The sequence below is a fragment of the uncultured Ilumatobacter sp. genome (assembly GCF_963980585.1).
Classification (GTDB): Bacteria; Actinomycetota; Acidimicrobiia; order Acidimicrobiales; family Ilumatobacteraceae; genus Ilumatobacter_A.
The window spans coordinates 1-16,867 of the sequence record NZ_CAXCAM010000015.1 but is presented as its reverse complement, the minus strand read 5'-3'; the positions used below and the strand labels follow the sequence as shown (position 1 = coordinate 16,867).

At 63.6% G+C, this 16,867-nt stretch carries 17 protein-coding genes and 1 tRNA gene; 9 read left to right on the top strand and 9 right to left on the bottom strand.

Annotation, left to right across the window (positions count from 1 at the left end):
• Positions 1–8: 8 nt before the first annotated feature.
• Positions 9–404 (top strand): hypothetical protein, encoded by a 396-nt coding sequence (locus ACH2DW_RS06775; protein WP_394928968.1) that lies wholly within the window; start codon positions 9–11, stop codon positions 402–404.
• A 90-nt stretch (positions 405–494) separates the two neighbouring features.
• On the opposite strand, the gene ACH2DW_RS06770 is transcribed toward ACH2DW_RS06775, so the two are convergent.
• Genes ACH2DW_RS06770 through ACH2DW_RS06755 form a run of 4 tightly spaced genes read right to left on the bottom strand, consistent with a single transcriptional unit; the run spans position 495 to position 4,020 of the window.
• Positions 495–1,262 carry a superoxide dismutase family protein gene (locus tag ACH2DW_RS06770; RefSeq protein WP_394928967.1) on the bottom strand — a complete coding sequence of 256 codons (768 nt, stop codon included), beginning with the start codon at positions 1,260–1,262 and terminating at the stop codon, positions 495–497.
• Between the two features lie 60 nt (positions 1,263–1,322).
• On the bottom strand, positions 1,323–2,522 hold the full coding sequence (locus ACH2DW_RS06765; RefSeq protein WP_394928966.1) for an acyl-CoA dehydrogenase family protein: 1,200 nt from the start codon (positions 2,520–2,522) through the stop codon (positions 1,323–1,325).
• On the bottom strand, positions 2,519–3,373 hold the full coding sequence (locus tag ACH2DW_RS06760) for a TIGR03084 family metal-binding protein (RefSeq protein ID WP_394928965.1): 855 nt from the start codon (positions 3,371–3,373) through the stop codon (positions 2,519–2,521). Before ACH2DW_RS06760 ends, ACH2DW_RS06765 begins: the two co-directional genes overlap by 4 nt.
• Complete coding sequence (locus ACH2DW_RS06755) at positions 3,370–4,020, bottom strand: TetR/AcrR family transcriptional regulator (RefSeq protein ID WP_394928964.1); 651 nt, start codon at positions 4,018–4,020, stop codon at positions 3,370–3,372. The genes ACH2DW_RS06760 and ACH2DW_RS06755 overlap by 4 nt, the downstream gene beginning before the upstream one ends.
• A gap of 90 nt (positions 4,021–4,110) precedes the next feature.
• Here ACH2DW_RS06755 and ACH2DW_RS06750 point away from each other — a divergent pair, with 90 nt between their 5' ends.
• From ACH2DW_RS06750 to ACH2DW_RS06740, 3 genes are read left to right on the top strand one after another with little or no spacing between them, the layout of a single operon-like run.
• On the top strand, positions 4,111–5,715 hold the full coding sequence (locus ACH2DW_RS06750) for an acyl-CoA carboxylase subunit beta (RefSeq protein WP_394928963.1): 1,605 nt from the start codon (positions 4,111–4,113) through the stop codon (positions 5,713–5,715).
• Position 5,716: 1 nt separating this feature from the next.
• A complete protein-coding gene (locus ACH2DW_RS06745) occupies positions 5,717–7,798 on the top strand; it encodes a biotin carboxylase N-terminal domain-containing protein (RefSeq protein WP_394928962.1) in 2,082 nt (693 codons plus the stop codon).
• Between the two features lie 13 nt (positions 7,799–7,811).
• Positions 7,812–9,596 carry an acyclic terpene utilization AtuA family protein gene (locus ACH2DW_RS06740; protein ID WP_394928961.1) on the top strand — a complete coding sequence of 595 codons (1,785 nt, stop codon included), beginning with the start codon at positions 7,812–7,814 and terminating at the stop codon, positions 9,594–9,596.
• Positions 9,597–9,626: 30 nt separating this feature from the next.
• On the opposite strand, the gene ACH2DW_RS06735 is transcribed toward ACH2DW_RS06740, so the two are convergent.
• The 3 genes from ACH2DW_RS06735 to ACH2DW_RS06725 are packed head-to-tail and all read right to left on the bottom strand — an operon-like array spanning position 9,627 to position 11,823.
• Positions 9,627–10,367 carry a YqjF family protein gene (locus ACH2DW_RS06735; RefSeq protein ID WP_394928960.1) on the bottom strand — a complete coding sequence of 247 codons (741 nt, stop codon included), beginning with the start codon at positions 10,365–10,367 and terminating at the stop codon, positions 9,627–9,629.
• 15 nt (positions 10,368–10,382) lie between these two features.
• Positions 10,383–10,766 (bottom strand): DUF971 domain-containing protein, encoded by a 384-nt coding sequence (locus ACH2DW_RS06730; RefSeq protein ID WP_394928959.1) that lies wholly within the window; start codon positions 10,764–10,766, stop codon positions 10,383–10,385.
• Positions 10,767–10,785: 19 nt separating this feature from the next.
• Positions 10,786–11,823, bottom strand: coding sequence for an LLM class F420-dependent oxidoreductase (locus ACH2DW_RS06725; protein WP_394928958.1), 1,038 nt, complete (start codon positions 11,821–11,823; stop codon positions 10,786–10,788).
• 75 nt (positions 11,824–11,898) lie between these two features.
• On the opposite strand from ACH2DW_RS06725, the gene arfB reads away from it, so the two are divergent.
• On the top strand, positions 11,899–12,324 hold the full coding sequence (arfB, locus tag ACH2DW_RS06720) for an alternative ribosome rescue aminoacyl-tRNA hydrolase ArfB (RefSeq protein WP_394928957.1): 426 nt from the start codon (positions 11,899–11,901) through the stop codon (positions 12,322–12,324).
• Positions 12,325–12,372: 48 nt separating this feature from the next.
• On the opposite strand, the gene ACH2DW_RS06715 is transcribed toward arfB, so the two are convergent.
• Positions 12,373–13,602: a cytochrome P450 gene (locus ACH2DW_RS06715; RefSeq protein ID WP_394928956.1), complete on the bottom strand. Its 1,230-nt coding sequence runs from the start codon at positions 13,600–13,602 to the stop codon at positions 12,373–12,375.
• 66 nt (positions 13,603–13,668) lie between these two features.
• Complete coding sequence (ald, locus tag ACH2DW_RS06710; RefSeq protein WP_394928955.1) at positions 13,669–14,805, bottom strand: alanine dehydrogenase; 1,137 nt, start codon at positions 14,803–14,805, stop codon at positions 13,669–13,671.
• A gap of 93 nt (positions 14,806–14,898) precedes the next feature.
• Between ald and ACH2DW_RS06705 the strand changes: the two genes are divergently transcribed.
• From ACH2DW_RS06705 to ACH2DW_RS06690, 4 genes are all read left to right on the top strand, one after another.
• Positions 14,899–15,315: an Lrp/AsnC family transcriptional regulator gene (locus ACH2DW_RS06705; RefSeq protein WP_394928954.1), complete on the top strand. Its 417-nt coding sequence runs from the start codon at positions 14,899–14,901 to the stop codon at positions 15,313–15,315.
• A gap of 65 nt (positions 15,316–15,380) precedes the next feature.
• Positions 15,381–15,998: a J domain-containing protein gene (locus ACH2DW_RS06700; protein WP_394928953.1), complete on the top strand. Its 618-nt coding sequence runs from the start codon at positions 15,381–15,383 to the stop codon at positions 15,996–15,998.
• 43 nt (positions 15,999–16,041) lie between these two features.
• Positions 16,042–16,114 (top strand) — tRNA-Val (locus ACH2DW_RS06695).
• Between the two features lie 131 nt (positions 16,115–16,245).
• Positions 16,246–16,755 carry a hypothetical protein gene (locus tag ACH2DW_RS06690; RefSeq protein ID WP_394928952.1) on the top strand — a complete coding sequence of 170 codons (510 nt, stop codon included), beginning with the start codon at positions 16,246–16,248 and terminating at the stop codon, positions 16,753–16,755.
• Positions 16,756–16,867 lie beyond the last annotated feature (112 nt).

The window sequence follows — 16,867 nt, the reverse complement described above, 5'->3', positions numbered from 1 at the left end:
AGACATCCATGGCCACGCTCACTGAATTTTGCAAGATCGAAGCAAAGCTGCGCTTCACCCCTGTTGGTGCCATCGGCACCGGCTTCCGAGTCGACGTTCCGTTCGAAGGGACAGCGACATCGAGTCACTGGGAGGGTGAGCGCAAGGTTGCCGGCACCGACGTGGTGCGTATTGGCTCAGACGGTGTGCAGCAGCTCGAGATTCGCGCTCGCATCGGCGAAGGCGGCGACATGGTCGCCTACCAAGCGATTGGTCGCGGCACCGACGCCACCGGTCCGCAGGAACTGCTGGTCTTCGAGACAGCGAACGAAGACTTGGCATTTCTCAATTCGGCGATCGCTGTCGCTGTGGGCGGCATGGACGGCAACAAGCTCAGCTTGACCGTCTCGCTCGTCTCGGCCTGATCGAGGACCCGGACCCGGAGCGACGTTGTCGCCCGGCTCTGGGCACCTGTTCATCTGATCGCTGAACGGGGGCAGCCTCCGTGGTGGTCGTCAGCCCTCGTCGTCCATGTCGTCCATGGTGGACTCGTCAAGGCCGGCAGCAATCGCGGCGTCGATCGACCCGGGTTCATCCTCGATGAAGTCGACGCACGCGATCTTGTTGTCGATGAACTCCATTGGGTGCACCACAAATGCCACGGCGGCGGTCCCGGCGATCTTGGCGTTCTCGGCGGTCATGAAGCCGTTGCCATCGTTGTCGCTGGTGAACGCGAGATGGATTTCGTTCGGTGGGAACTCTGAGCCTCCGACTTCGAACTGGTAGTGCGGGCCCGCGTTGCCGTCGTCGCAGGCTTGAGCGTGGGCGTGACTGATGTAGTCGACGTTCGGTAGTAGACCGGTGAGCTCCGTTGTGATGGTCGTGCCCAGGGGCGACCGAGCGATCACTGCGGTGCCTGCAACGCCGTCATAGCCCTCGGGGCGGGTGTCCATCAGTGAGTACTCACCCCGAGCCAGCGCTGCGCCGACGACGTCGTCGGCGGGTGTGGCGTCGGGGTCGCCCATGTTCATGTCCATGTCCATGTCCGTCGTCATGGGTCCGGTGTCGGTGGAGTCGCCGGCATCTGAGCCGCACGCGGCGAGTCCGAGAGCGATGAGTGCGGGCACGACACTGGCGCGTCGAAAGGTCGAGGTCTTCATGGTCTTCTCCTGAGAAGTCTGCGGCGTGTGAATGGTTGAGCTGAGTGGTTTCAGCGCACGGGTGAGCCACTCACGCGGCGATGTGATGACACCGAGCGGGTCCGAATGGTGTTCGGCATTCATCGCCCCAACGGTAATGCTGCCTTGGCCGCCAGCGATGTCGCCCGCCCACGGCATTTCGGCTCAGCCCATGGTGCCGCGGAGATACTTGCCGACGATGCCGCGGCGGACTTCCTGGGTGCCAGCGCCGATCTCGAGGAGCTTGGCGTCTCGGTACAGACGGTTGATTTCCATCTCCCACATGTAGCCCGCGCCGCCGTGGACTTGTACCGACTCGTCGGCGACCTCGCGCATCATCTTCGTCGCGTACAGGATGGCGGCGGCAGAGTGGGCGTGGATCGCTCCGTGGCCGGCATCGCTCTCGTCGGCTTCGGCGCACATCGCCAGGATTCGGTAGGTGTAGGCCTTGGCCAACTCGACGCCGATCCACATGTCGGCGAGCTTGAACTCGATCGCTTGGAAGTCAATGATGGGCTTGTCGAACTGTTTGCGTGTGGTGGCGTGTTCCATGCTCAGTTCGAGGCAGCGCTCGGCCATGCCGACCGCAGCTGGGGCGAGGAAGATCCGCTCGACGTCGAGGCCGCTCATCACGACGCCCACGCCGCCGTTCAGTTCGCCCACGATGTTGGCTGCGGGGACACGGCAATCGTCGAAGACGAGTTCGGCGGTGGGGCTCCCGCGGTAGCCCATCTTGCTCAGCTTCTGCGCGACGGCGAAGCCGGGAGTGTCGGTCTCCAAGACGAAGGCAGTGATTCCCCGGTGGCCGGCGGCGAGGTCGGTCTTGGCGTAGACCAACACGATGTCGGCGATTGGGCCGTTGGTGATGTAGGTCTTGGCCCCGTTGAGGATGTATTCGTCGCCGTCTTGCACCGCGGTTGTGGCCATCGATCCGAGGGCATCGGAACCAGCACCGGGCTCGGTCAAGCCGAGCGCGCCGATGATCGACCCATTGCACATCCCTGGCAGGTAACGCTGCTTGATGTCGTCGTTGGCGTTCCGGTAGATGTTGTTCGCGCACAGGTTGTCGTGCGCGCCCCACGTCAGCATTGCCGAAGCGTTGTACTTGCCCATTGCTTGACAGATCAGTCCTTGCTCGAAGAGGCCAAGTCCCTGTCCGCCGTACTCCTCGGGAATGGTGATGCCGAGGTAACCGTGCCGGGCAAACAGATCGAAGAGGTCGTCGGGGCACTCCTCGGTGTCATCCATCTTCTGGGCGAGGGGGAGCAGTTGTTCGCGGCTGAATCGTTCGGCCTCATTGAGAATCTGCTGCTGGACGTCGTTCAGTTCGAACGCTCCGGGGGTCAGGGTGGTGGTAGTGCTCATGACGTGCTCCTGTTCGAGAAAGTGCCAGCGGAGGGTCCGCTGGTCGCGCCGCCGGCGAAGGCTTGGGCGATGTGCATCCAGTCGGTTGCGATGTCGCCCTGCACGGTGAGGTCGGTGTCGTCGACGTGGCGTCGCTGCGTGGTGACGAGGCAGAAGTCGACCGCCGGGCCCGTGATCGAATCGGCGGCGTTGTCCGGGCCGAACACCCACGATTCGCCGGAGGGCGCCACAAGTTCGACGCGGACGGGCCCCGTCGGAGCGTCCATCTGGCGGTTGATGTAGCTCCACTTGTGAGTGATGAAGCCGAGTTGTGCGATGTGTCGGAGTCGGTCGGTGGCGGGACGATCGGCATGGGCGATACCTGCCGTGTCCAGGGTGTCGATGATGTCCTGGCCGTGTGCCCACGCTTCCATGAGTCGTGCGGTGAGGAATGACTTCGAACCCATCGAGGGGCCGTACCAGATGACGCGATCATCGTCGGCAAGCGATGCGGCCGCCTCGGAGAGCACGCCGCGGTTTGTGCGCCACGCATGGCACAGGTCCGGTGGCGTCATGGCGCGGTAGTCGCCGAGCGTTGCGAGGTCCATGGCGTCTTCGTTTCCGCTGGTCATCGCGCCCATCAATTCGGCGGTGAGGGACGTGAATCGATCCGGGTCGGTGATGGCGAGCGCTGCGGTCCAGTCGAAGTACGTGAGGTGGCCGATCTGGTCCGCAATCGTCCAGCGTGGGCTGGGGGTGTCGAGTGCCCAGAGTTCGTCGTTGAGGTCGCCGACGACAGCATCAAGCGCATCTTGCTCAGCGATGAGGTCATCGCGAACTGACGCAGCGGTTGGTGGGGTGGGTCCGGTCATTGAGTGCTCGATGTCTGTTGCGTCGGTGAGTGGATGGTCGAATGAAGAAGTGATCGCAGGACGATGTCGGTCATCTCGTGGCTCGCTTCGTCGCGGGTCATGCCCACATCGTCGAGAATGCCGGGCTGGCTGAAGTAGAGGCCGCTTCCTGCCAGCATGCCTGCTGCAACTCCGGGTGAGACAGATCGAAACTCGCCGGCCTCGATGCCGCGTTCGATCAGTGATTCGCTGACCGACATGACGTAGCGAAAGTGGCGATCGAGGAGTCGGCGCGCGGCGGGGTCGTCGGCCAGGTCGTCGGCGAACGCTGCGGTCAACCGCTGGAGTTCGAGCGCGCCGTTGATGTAGGAGCGGACTTGCTCGGCAATCGACTCGTTGGGGTCGACGTTGTTCAGTGCGGTGCGTCCGACGCGGTGGAGGAACCGGTCGAGCACGATGAGGACCAGCGCGTCCTTCGATGGTGCGAGTTCGTAGAGGGTGCGTCGGGAGCAGCCGACCGATGCGGCGAGTTGGGTCACTGTGACAGACGAAAACCCCTCTGAGAGGAACACCATTTCAAGCTGGTCGAGAATCTCGCGATGGCGCGGCCCCAACCGTTCCTCGGTCCGACGGGGGAGCAGCGGTTTTGGTGGGGTACCAATTGACACTATGTAGTACCGTAGTTACTGTCAGCCACACAAGCAAGCCATCACCGTCGGGGCCAGACCCCAGTGTGATGCCAAAGAGAATGAGAAACGATGGCCATCGGCAGTGTGATTCAGAGTCGACTTGACACGAAGTCAGACGACTATCGGGCGAATCTCGCCGAGATGCAGAAGATGTGGGACGAGGTCGCCGCCGAAATGGCAAAAGTGCCCACGATTGGCGGGCAGCGCTACGTCGACCGCCACCGCAAGCGAGGAAAGATGCTGGTGCGCGAACGCATCGAGAATCTCATCGACCCCAACACCCCGTTCCTCGAGCTCAGCCCGCTCGCGGCTTGGGGTACCGAGGACCCGATCGGCGTCGGCATCGCGTCAGGCATCGGCACGATCGAAGGCGTCGAGTGCCTCATCACGGGTACCGATATGACGGTGCGTGGTGGCTCGGCCAACCCCACCACCTGGAAGAAAAGCCAGCGGTTCACCGAGATTGCCAAGCAGAACCGTTTGCCCGTCATCAACCTCAATGAGTCCGCCGGTGCTGACTTGCCGCGCCAGGCTGACCTGTTCATTCAGGGCGGCGCGAGCTTCCGTGACCTCACGCAGCTCTCGCAGATGGGTATCCCCACCATCACGATGGCGTTCGGCCCCAATACGGCCGGCGGCGCGTACACGCCAGGTACCAGCGACTACACCGTCTTCGTCAAGGAGAAGGGCACCGCGTACCTCGGAGGGCCGCCGCTGGTGAAGATGGCAATCGATGAAATCGTCGACGAAGAATCCCTGGGCGGCGCCGAGATGCACTCTCGAACGTCGGGCCTGTCCGACTTCCTTGCCCACGACGAAATGGATGCGCTGCGCATTACCCGTCAGATCGTCAAGCACCTCCAGTGGAAGAAGCTGGGCCCCGGCCCGTCCGAGCCGGCCGATGAGCCGATCTATGACCCGGCCGAACTACTTGGATGCGCATCGGCAGATGTCCGCATCCCCTTTGACATCCGAGAGATCTATGCGCGGCTGCTCGACGGCAGCCGGTTCGAAGAGTTCAAGCCGCTCTACGGCGAACGGCTGGTGTGCGGTTGGGCCTCAATTCAGGGCTTTCCGGTCGGCGTGCTCGGCAACAACGGCATTCTCTTCTCCGAGGAAGCGAAGAAGGGTGCGCAGTTCATCCAGTTGTGCAACAAAACCAACACACCGCTGGTGTTCCTCCACAACATCACCGGCTTCATGGTCGGCTCGAAGGCCGAGCAGGGTGGCATCATCCGTAACGGCGCCAAGCTGATCAACGCCGTGTCCAACTCGACCGTGCCGCACTTCAACCTCATGGTCGGAGCGAGCTACGGCGCAGGGAACTACGGCATGGCCGGCAAGGCCTACAACCCCCGGTTCATTTTCACCTGGCCAAACCACCGCATTGCCGTGATGGGCCCGAAGCAGTTGGCGGGGGTGATGGACATCGTTGCCCGCAATAGCGCCGCTGGGCGAGGCCTCGAGGTTGACGAAGAGGCCTTGCAGGCGCAGACGTCGGCGCTCGAGGCGCAAATCGAACGCGAGTCGACGGCGCTCTTCTCGACAGGTCGTCTCTGGGACGACGGAATCATTCACCCCGCTGACTCGCGTACTGCACTGGGCATGGCGCTCTCTGCGGCACATAGCAACGAAATTGTCGGCGCCACGAGCTACGGCGTCTGGAGGCACTGAGATGGAATCTTCGAAGATGCAGTGGGCTGCACCAGAGGGAACCGAGCCCGTACCGCAGCGCCCGATCAACAAACTCCTCATCGCCAACCGCGGCGAAATTGCGGTGCGTATTGCCCGAACGGCACACCGCCTGGGGATCGGTACCGTTGGCGTGTATTCCGAACCTGATGCGAACGCTCTGCACGTTGACAGTGTCGACGTGGCGGTTTCGCTTGGTGGCGAGACACCAGCCCAGTCGTACCTGCGCGGTGATGCAATCATTGCGGCCGCGAAAGCGACCGGCGCCGACGCGATCCACCCCGGCTACGGCTTTCTTGCCGAGAACGCCGACTTCGCTCGTGAGGTCGAATCCGCGGGACTGATCTGGGTCGGGCCGACCCCAGACCAGATCACGCTGTTGGGCGACAAAGTGGCCGCGAAGCGAGCTGCGCTGGACGCGAACGTACCGACAACACCAATCTGGGAGATCTCTGACGAGCAGATCGCGAACGGCGTGGCTCCCGATGGCGTCCCGATGCCGGCGCTGGTCAAGGCCGCCGCCGGCGGTGGCGGTCGAGGGATGCGCATCGTCACCGATACAGCGTTGCTCGCCGACTCGATCACGTCGGCGAGCCGCGAGGCAAAGGCCGCTTTCGGAGATGGCGCGGTCTTCATCGAGCCGTATATCGAGCGCGGCCGACACATCGAAGTGCAGATCATGGGCGACCAGCACGGCAACGTTGTCCATCTGGGCGAACGCGAGTGCTCAATCCAACGTCGCAACCAGAAAGTCGTCGAGGAATCACCGTCGTCCGGCATCTCCGAGGCCACTCGGCAGGCAGTCTGTGACGGAGCCATCGCGTTGGCCACTCAAGTCGGATACGTGGGCGCGGGAACCGTCGAGTTCTTGGTCGGTCACAACGGCGACGGAACGGACACGATCAACTTCCTGGAGGTCAACACCCGCCTCCAGGTTGAACATCCCGTCACCGAGGCCGTCACCGGCTTCGACCTCGTCGAGATGCAGCTGCGCGTCGCGGCAGGCGAGCCGCTTCCGGTCGCGCAGGGCGACGTCCGCATCAGCGGTCACGCCATCGAGGTTCGAATCGTTGCCGAGAACCCGGCCACGAACTGGATGCCCTCGACGGGGTTGATCACGGCGTTCGAGATCTCCGACGATGTGCGCACCGACACCGGCATCCGGTCCGGTGCAGAAGTTTCACCGAATTATGACTCGCTGCTCGCCAAGGTCATCTCGTTTGCGCAGACACGCCACGACGCTGCGCGTCAACTCGCACGAGCCCTCCGGAGCGCACAGATCACTGGTGTCGACACGAACGTCAACATGCTTGTTGCCACACTTGGCGAGCGAGATTTTCTCGCCGCAGATACGCCGACGGCGTATCTTGCCGAGCATCCCGCTGTCCTCACGCCAGCCGGTCCGATGGGCGATGACCGAGTCGCTCTGCTGCTCGGGGCTGTCTTCGCCGCCGAGCGGCGGAATCGTGAAGCTGACCCGCACCACGGCTTTGCCCCGTCCGGCTTCCGCAACCTCCGAACGTTGGGTCAGCGTCAGGTGTGGTCTGACGGAGTCAGCGAGCATCACGTCGAATACGTCGTCGAATCACGCACCGCGGCAAGCGTTCTGCTGGGCCCGTGGCCGACTCCTGGCGACGATGGATCCGTACCGGATGACGCTCGGCGCCGAGTCGCGGTGCGATTGCTGGCCCGCTCCGACGATCGCGAAGTGATCGAAATCGACGGTGTCCGTCACGGGGTTGACGTCACGCCTGACGGAGACACAGTGCGCTGCCGTTCCACCGCCGGTGCGGTCGCGTTCAGCCTGCAGCCGCGTTTCGTTGAACATGCCACCGACGTTGCCGGGGGCGGCCCGGTGTGCCCGCTGCCGGGGACGGTCATCGCTGTACATGTCGAGGCTGGTCAAACGGTGTCGGATGGTGACGTGCTGATGGTGGTCGAGGCGATGAAGATGGAGCACAAGATCACTTCGGCGGGTGCAGCCACCGTGTCCGAGGTGCGCTTTGCCGTGGGTGATCGTGTTGATCAAGGGGACCTCCTTGTCGCCCTCGAGATGGCGGAATGAGGGGGCCGATCTCGTGACCGATCCCATTCGTATTGCCAATTGTTCGGGGTTTTTCGGGGATCGCCCGAGTGGTGCCCTCGAGATGGTCGACGGTGGCCCGATCGACGTGCTCACCGGTGACTGGCTCGCCGAACTGACGATGCTCATCCTGAGTCGTATTCGTGCCAAGCGCCCCGGGCAGGGGTACGCCCGAACGTTTGTCGGCCAAATGGAACAGGTCATGGGGACATGTCTGGACAGCGGCATCAAGGTGGTCTCGAACGCCGGTGGTCTCGACCCTGATGGGTGTGCCGAGGCAGTCAAAGACGTTGCCGACAAGCTCGGCCTGTCGCCGACTATCGCATACGTCAACGGCGACAACTTGCTCGGCCGCATCGCCGAACTCGCTGAGGTCGGAGCACTGCAGCCGTTCCCGGGCGCTGATGGTGTTTCGGGCGATCTTGGCGATCTCTCCGACTACCTCAGCGCCAACGCATACCTCGGTTGCTTCGGCATCGTCGATGCGCTGACCGCTGGCGCCGACATCGTCATCACCGGCCGCGTCACCGACGCCGCCGTGGTGTGTGGGCCGGCAGCGTGGCACCACGGCTGGCAGCGAACGGACTTCGATCAACTCGCCGGGGGAGTCGTTGCAGGTCACCTCATCGAGTGCAGCGCTCAGGTCACCGGGGGCAACTATTCCTTCTTCACCGAGATCGACGGGCGCAACGAAGTTGATGGCACAGCCCGTTTCGGATTCCCGTGGGCTGACGTTGCCGCTGACGGCTCGTCGATCATCGGTAAGCATGACCACACCGGTGGTCAGGTGTCGGTCGGCACCGTCACCTCACAGCTGCTGTATGAGATCGGCGGCCCCGAGTATTTGGGGCCTGACGTCACCGCTCGCTTCGACACTGTCGAGCTCGAACAGCTCGGGACCGATCGTGTGTGGGTGTCGGGCGTTCGTGGCCAGGCCCCACCAACCACGCTGAAGGTCGCGATGAACGAGTTGGGTGGGTTTCGCAATTCGTTCACGGTGGCTCTCACTGGTCTCGACATCGAGGCAAAGGCCGACTTCGCTCAGGCCAGCTTCTGGACTGCCTGCCCGTATGGCCCCGACGATTTTGACTCGGTCACCAGCCGTGTCATCCCGACCAACAAGCCTGATCCGGCGACACAGGAGGAGGCGACTGCGATTTGGCGCCTCACCGTGAAGGACACCGATGAGCGCAAGGTCGGTCGTCCTTTCTCGGACGCGATGGTCCACACCGCACTCGCCGGAATCCCTGGAATGTACGGCCTCGGGGGAGGCCCGGGGCCAGGTCAGCCGTTCGGCGTGTACCGGCCGGCGACCGTTCCGTCCGACCTGGTTCCCCAGTACGTCACGATCTTGGGGAAGGACACGAAGCAGGTCGATTCGGTGGCCCCAGTGGGCAGCCCGATTGAGGTCGAGCTGCCCGACTCAGGCTTGCCATCCGGCAACTCCGAGACGCGGGCGGTCCCGCTCGGCACGGTCTTCGGAGCGCGCTCGGGCGACAAGGGTGGCAATGCAAACCTCGGGATCTTCGCTCGGTCCGAGGATGCATGGAACTGGCTCGACAACGAGCTGACGATCGATCGTCTTCGCGCGCTCCTGCCCGAAACGACGAACATGTCGATTGATCGGCACCGTTTCCCGAAGATCCGTTCGCTCAACTTCGTGGTCCACGGTCTTCTCGAGGAAGGCGTTGCCGCATCCACGCGGCAGGACGCGCAGGCCAAGGCGCTCGGCGAATGGCTGCGCGCCCGAGTGGTCGAGCTGCCGACATCATTGCTCTGAAGAGGCGAGTGGGTCCCTGATTTTGCGTCGTCAGACGCGTACGGGCCGTGCGAAGCGGGCCTGAACCGGTTGTGCCCACCGCACGATCGGGGCGCCGACCGGGGAGGGCAGCCCGGGGGCGGTCATGGCCGTGTCGCTGAGTTCAACGACCGTGGCGTCGTGCAGGGTCCACGGTTCGTGATCGACAGCGTGGAACCACAGCCGACCGAGTGATGCCGCGACTGTGCCCCAGCGAGCGGTGAGGAACAGGTCAAGGTCGTTCGGCTCGATCTCATTGCCGACCTCGATGCTGATCGTCGTCGACGCGGCAGGGGCGCGTGGCCAGCGTCGCTTCGTTGTGACGTAGCGGCGGCGGCGTCCGGTGACTTGGACGTCCATGTCGGCCCAGAAGTACGGGAAACCGATCGTCCAACGGGCAAACGCGACGACCAGCAGCCGGACGCAGTCGAGGGACAGGAACCACACCGCCCGGTTGCCTGCTGAGTCGATGACGTACGTCCGTACGTTGGTCTCCCAGAAGTTGGACACGTACGGGATTGGTGGCAACCACGTCGGGCCGGCACGGCGCATCTGAAATGGCACGAGCGAGACCCATGCCTGATCGTCATGCAGGTCAACCGTGAGCCCTTCAGGGAGGAGCGCTTGGATCGTCTCGGGGTCGTAAGGCCAATGCAGAAAAGCGAGTTCGAGCCAGTCATTGCGGAGCCAACCTTGCTCGATCGGCTCGGGGCAGGTCGGCGAGAGGGCCTTGGGCTGCGGTGATTGGTTCACGTGCGCCCGCCAATGTCAGTCGGCTCGGCGGATCGGACCGTCGACAGGCTTGCCGAACACCTTCCGGTCGGCTGGATCGTTGTCGTCGTCGTCCTCGCGTTCGTCCATCCACTGGCGCAGAACGGTCCACGCGTAGATGCCGGTCGAGTGGCCGTCTGACCAGTCGAGGCTCAGGCCCCAGTTGCCCGCGAGTTCAGCGTCGGTGATCGAGATGGGGCCGCCTTCCATCACCGGCTTGCTCACCGGTTCGCCCTTTTGCCGCCGCGAGTTGCACTCGGCGCAGGGGCAAGCGAGTCGGAGTGGTGCGAGTTCGAAGCGGGCAATGACGCCGTCTTCGAACTCGATCTCGACGTGTGACGCCCGGTCGACTTCGATGTTGAGAACGTCGTGGCGTGCCATCGAGTTCAGGCTATGGGTCTCAGCCAAGGATGATGTCGGCGTATTGGGGAAGCATCACTGCCGGACCGCTCAGGAGGAGTTCGGTGATGCAGCTGTCCTCCCACTTGCTGAGTTCCTCTTTGATCTTGCCGGCCGGGCCAACGAGCGCAACGTCTTCGACCATCTCGAGTGGAATCGACGCAGCCGCCTCTTGCTTCTTGCCTTCGAGGTACAGGTTTTGCACCTTGTCAGCCACATCGCCGTAGCCCATCCGCTCGAACACCTCGTAGTGGAAGTTCGCCCCCTTGGCGCCCATGCCGCCGGCGTACAGCGCAAGGAAGGGCCGGATCATGTCGGCGCATTCCTGCACGTTGTCGCCGGGCACGATCGACACGGTGGCGGTGACGGCAAAGTTGTCTTTCTTGGCGGGGTTGCCTGACGCGGCGAATCCCTTGTCCAATTGGTCGCGGTAGAACGCGTCGTCCTTCGGTGAGAAGAACAACGGGAGCCAACCGTCGGCGATTTCCGCGGACAACGCAACGTTCTTTGGCCCCTCGGCAGCGAGATAGATCGGGATGTCATTGCGCAACGGATGGACGGTCGGCTTCAGCGCCTTGCCGAGATTGGCGCCACCGTCAAATGGCAACTGGTAGTGCTTGCCGTCGAACTTGACCGGCGCTTCTCGGGCGAATACCTGCCGCACGATGTCGATGTACTCGCGGGTGCGCTCGAGTGGACGGGGGTAGGGCTGGCCGTACCAGCCCTCGACCACCTGTGGTCCCGATGCGCCGAGGCCGAGAATGAACCGGCCGTCCGACAGGTGGTCCATCGTGATCGCGGCCATCGCCGCAGCCGTCGGGGTTCGCGCCGACATCTGCATAATGGCGGTGCCGAGCTGGATGTTCTGCGTCTGGGCACCCCACCAGGCGAGCGGCGTCAGCGCATCGGAGCCGTAGGCCTCAGCGGTCCAGACCGAGTTGAACCCGAGTCGCTCAGCCTCCTGCACTGCCTCGAGCGCGCCGTTGGGTGGGCCGGCCGACCAATATCCAGTGTTGTATCCGAGCTTGAGTTTCGCCATCTACCAACCGTAGGTGAGCGCACGATCTCGCAATCAGTCCGGCCTCAAGACGGTGACCGATGCGACACTGGTCCCATGGGTACCGAAGGAGATGATCGATTGGTGGTGACTGATGCAGTTCGCATCCCTCGCTACGAACTCGTCACCGCCTTCAGCGCCTCGGGCGGCCCAGGTGGCCAGCACGCAAACAAGGCAGCAACGCGCGTCGAGCTGACGTTTGACGTCACGATGTCATCGGCCTTCACCGAAGCCCAACGTGAACGCGTGATCAGCAAGCTTGGCGAAACGGTTCGCGTGGTTGCCGACGATGAGCGATCACAACTCAGGAACCGCTCGCTTGCTGAAGAACGGCTCGCCGCCAAACTGCGGGGGTCACTCCAGGTTCAGCGGCGCCGTCGGGCAACAAAACCAACGCGCGGCTCACAACGGCGCCGTTTGCAGGCGAAGTCCGAACGATCCGAGGTCAAGCGCCAGCGCAAACGTCCAGGACCCGAGGAGTAGTCGGAAACGGGCTGCCTGCGTCTCTGATCGGGCGGGCGGCTCGGCGAATCAGGCAGTGGGGGTGAAGGTGACCGGGAGGCTGTCGGGTCCGAAGATTGCTGTTCCAGGGGGCTTCCACTTCACGCCATCGGCCAGGGCAAGGTCGGGCATCCGTCGGGCAAGAATCGGGAGAGCCTCCTGGAGTTCGGCGCGTGCCAGCCACGCTCCGAGGCAGTAGTGAATGCCCGAACCCAGCGTCAGATGGGGGGAACCTGCTGGCTCCTTACGAATGTCGAACGTGCTGGCGTCGGGAAACACCGACTCGTCACGGTTGCCGGTGGCCGTGGACGGGAACACGAAGGTGCCTGCAGGAAAAAGTATGTCTCGGTACACGATGTCCTCGCTCGCGAATCGTCCGGTCCCGCGAATTGCGCCGAAGTGGCGCATCGACTCCTCGATGGCGCGGGGTGCGAGCTCGGGATCGTCGGCGAGCAGCTTCCACTGGTCGGGATGTTCGGCGAAGAGCGCGACTGAGCAACCGAGCTGATTGCGGGTGGTGTCGGTGCCGCCGATGATCACCGCGTTGACCATCATCACCAGTTCTTCGGTGTCGAGCGTGTCGCCGTCTTCCTCCGCAGCGATCAGATCGGTGAGCAGATCCTCGCGCGGGTCGTTGCGCCGCTCGGCGATCATTTGGATCGTGTACTCGGTCAGCTCAGTGCGGGCCTTCTTGATGATGTCGAGCTCGTCGAGCACGGTGCCGTTGAAGATCCGGAGCACGTCCTCGGCCCATCGTGAGAACAGCTGCCAATCCTGCTTTGGCGCACCGAGCAACTCACAGATGATCGGAATCGGGTATGGCTCGGTGATGTCGGCCACGATGTCGGCGGAGCCGGTCGGGGCGACAGGATCGATCAGCCCGTTCATCACCTCGCGCATAAATGGCCGAAGTCGGTCGGCCGACCGGGGTGAGAACGCTTTGGCGACGAGGCGGCGCAACCGCGTGTGCACGTCACCTTCGGCAGCAAGGATCGACGGCTTGTCAGGATTGCCGATCAGCTCCGGGTCGGTGATGCCGCGCATCTCGGGGATCTTCGATGCAGCGTTGTGCCACCGTTTATCACGCAAGATCGCCGTGACATCGGAATACGTCAGGATCGAGTAGCCGAACAGGCTCTTTGCGATCCAGGTGTCATCGGCAAGCTGTGTCATCGACGCCAGCGCTTCGTCGTGCGACATCTCGAACGTCGCAGGGTCGACTGATGGAATGTCGAGTTGGTCGACCGGCGTGATTCCCATAGCGCGACATTAGGTATGGGATGACCGGTCTGGAGAATTGGGCTCGGAGTTGAGCGGGCCCGACGGTCAGGCCTCGAAGACGTTGACGGCAGTGGCGTCGAGCGACTCGGCAACGATGGCGTTCGTGTGCTGACCGTTGACCGTGTTGATGCCGTGCTCAATCGCTGTGTCCCGCCGACCTGCCGCGACGGCGCCGTGGAGCGCGACCTGGAGCTGGAACGGCAGCGTCGCGTTGGTGAGCGCGTAGGTGCTCGTGTGAGGTACAGCGCCTGGCATGTTGCCGACGGCGTAGTGCACCACGCCGTGCTGTTCGAAGACCGGATCGTCGTGGGTGGTCTCACGCGTCGTGGCGATACAACCGCCTTGGTCGACGGCGACGTCGACGATGACCGAGCGCGGTTTCATCTGCTTGACGAGATCTTCGCTGACGACGACGGGCGCTCGCCCGCCGGCGACGAGGACTGCGCCAATCACGAGGTCGGCCTCCATCACGGTGCGCTCGATCGAGCCTTGGTTGGACGCGAGTGTCGAGATGCGGCCCTTGTGGATCTGATCGACGTATCGCAGCCGCTCGAGGTTCATATCGAGCACGGTGACTTCGGCTTCCATGCCGGCGGCGATGACGGCTGAGCTCCAGCCGACGTTGCCGGCGCCGAGCACAACGACCTTGGCCGGGCTGACGCCAGGGACGCCGCCCATCAAGACGCCGCGTCCGCCCTTATGGCGTTCGAGGAAATGTGCACCCATCTGGGGGGCGAGCCGCCCGGCTACTTCGCTCATCGGTGCGAGGAGCGGGAGCGAACCGTTGGCGAGTTGGACCGTTTCGTATGCAACGCTCGTCGTCTTCGATGCGAGCAATGCATCGGCGACGGCGGGATACGCAGCAAGGTGGAGGTAGGTGAACAGCGTCAGATCCTCGCGCAGGTACTGGAACTCCTCGGCTTTCGGTTCTTTGACCTTGACCACCATTTCTTGCGCCCAGGCGTCCGCAGCGGTCGGCACGATGGTCGCACCGGCTGCTGCGTAATCGTCGTCGGCGATTGAAGCGCCGATGCCGGCACCGGTCTGCACATGAACCTTGATGCCGCGGGCGTCAAGCTCGCGCACGCCATCGGGCGTCAGGGCCACGCGGTGCTCCGCTGTTTTGACTTCGGTCGGAACACCGACGGTCGAAATCGCTGGTCCGGCAGCCGTGTTGGTCATGTTGCCAATCGTGCGCCCTCGATCACACTCGTTTCCGGCCGATATCCATGTCACAATGTCGGTATGGACACCATTTCGTCGACGATTGACAGCATGGACGCTCGAATCCTTGGTGAGATACGTCGTGAGGCTCGGATCAGTTGGCGCGAACTGGGTGATCGCGTGCATCTTGCACCCACGTCGGTGGCCGAGCGTGTCCGTCGACTTGAGCAGCAAGGCGTGATCCAGGGCTACGAGGCACGCATCGATCCGGCGATGGTTGGGCGAACCGTACGCGCGATCGTCGACGTGAGCCTCGTGCCGGGCGACGGCGCGGACGCCTTCGAGGCTCGCGTCGAGGCCCGTGATGAAGTGGTGTTCGCGGCGTACGTCACTGGATCGGCCGACTACAAGGTCATCGTGGAATGTGCTGGTGCCGACGGCCTCGACCGCTTTGTCCGCTGGTTGCGCGCCGATGAGGTGGTGGCACGAACCGAATCACAGTTGGTACTCCGCACGATTGTCGATTGAGCGCCCCACCCTTTGGTGCGGCACGATGCGCCCCGAGGGGTCGTGGCCGTTAGCGTCGTGCGCTGGTGCCCGTGCAAACTCACTATCACGTGCTCGGCATTGAGCCCGAGGCTGACAACGCCACGGTTCGTGCCGCCTACCGGCGCCTTGCGAGGGATCACCACCCTGATCGCGTCGCCAGTTCGTCTGCCGTTTCGGGCAGCCGCGACATGCCTGCCATCAATGAGGCCTACCGAGTTCTCAACGATCCGGGTCGTCGCGCGCTGTATGACCGTTCCCTTGACGGACCCGCACGCCACCGAGCTCCAACCACCACGGGGCACTCGGGCGGCGACACGGTTGACTCCGACGAGCTGCGGGACGACTGGCGCCCCCACATGGATCGCCCCGCACGAGTTCCGTGGCGATCGTTGATGGTGTTCGGGTCGTTCGCCGTGGTTGGCATCTTGGTGCTGGCCCAATTCAGTGGCGTCGACAATGAGGTGGGGCCGGATGGGATTCTTCGCAACGGCGACTGCGTCGAGATCCAGGTCAACGGCGATGCCCGCGAAGTTCTGTGCGCTGGCGAACTTGATCTGGTGGTTCGTGCCTTCGTTCCGTTCGACGGCACGTGCCCGGGCCTGACCCAACCGCATCGCGACCGGCAGGGCATGGGCGTGGCCTGTGTCGAACTGCCGGATTGATCAGTGGTTTTCGTGACGCACTGATAGATTTCGGAACTCGCACGGGCGATTAGCTCAGATGGTAGAGCGCCTCGTTCACACCGAGGAGGTCACAGGATCGATGCCTGTATCGCCCACCCGTGAAGGTCCTGGTCAGAGCATTTGCTCAGGTCAGGGCTTTCGTCGTTTTCGACTCCGATGAACTCGCAGCTGTTCCCTGTCCGAGGATCCAGCGCCGGGCGAACAAGGAGGGCTAGTGTCAACCTCGATGGAGCGACTGTGCGAGCGACCTGGATGCTCAGACACAGCTTCAGTTGCGTACGGGATGCGGCCCGAGGATCTGGTGTTCTGGCTCGATCAGCTGGACGCTGCTGCGCGCGAGAGCGGGGGCGTTCTCTGCCGTCGACACGCCGATTCGATGGTCGTGCCACGGAGCTGGACACTCAACGATCTGCGTGACCCTGACCTCCATCTCTTTCGCCCGCCCGAAGCGGACCCGTCTCGTCGGCGCTCCCGTCGTTCAGCAAGCACGAACGCAGCCGATAGTGCTGATGCCGAACAGCTCGCACTCGGCGTCGAGGAAACTGCAGCTCCGGACACCACCGCCGAGCGGGCGGGTGACGACGCCGCGCCGATTGTTGACGCCTCCAGTCCGACGGATCCAGCCGAATCGTGGTCGCCCTCATTTGACGACGGCGACGACCTCGACGGGCTCCTCGCAGCGCGTAGTCCGCTCCTCGCCCGTGCCTTCCGCGGCGACGACCGCCCGCGATCCTGATTACGTCGGTTGCCGGGTCGGGACCTCGTGGAGATTCGCCGCAGCTTGTCGGCTCCGTGTGGGCCCGATCGGCTTTTTGCCTGGGTCGAAGACCTTGCTGTGTACCCGCAGT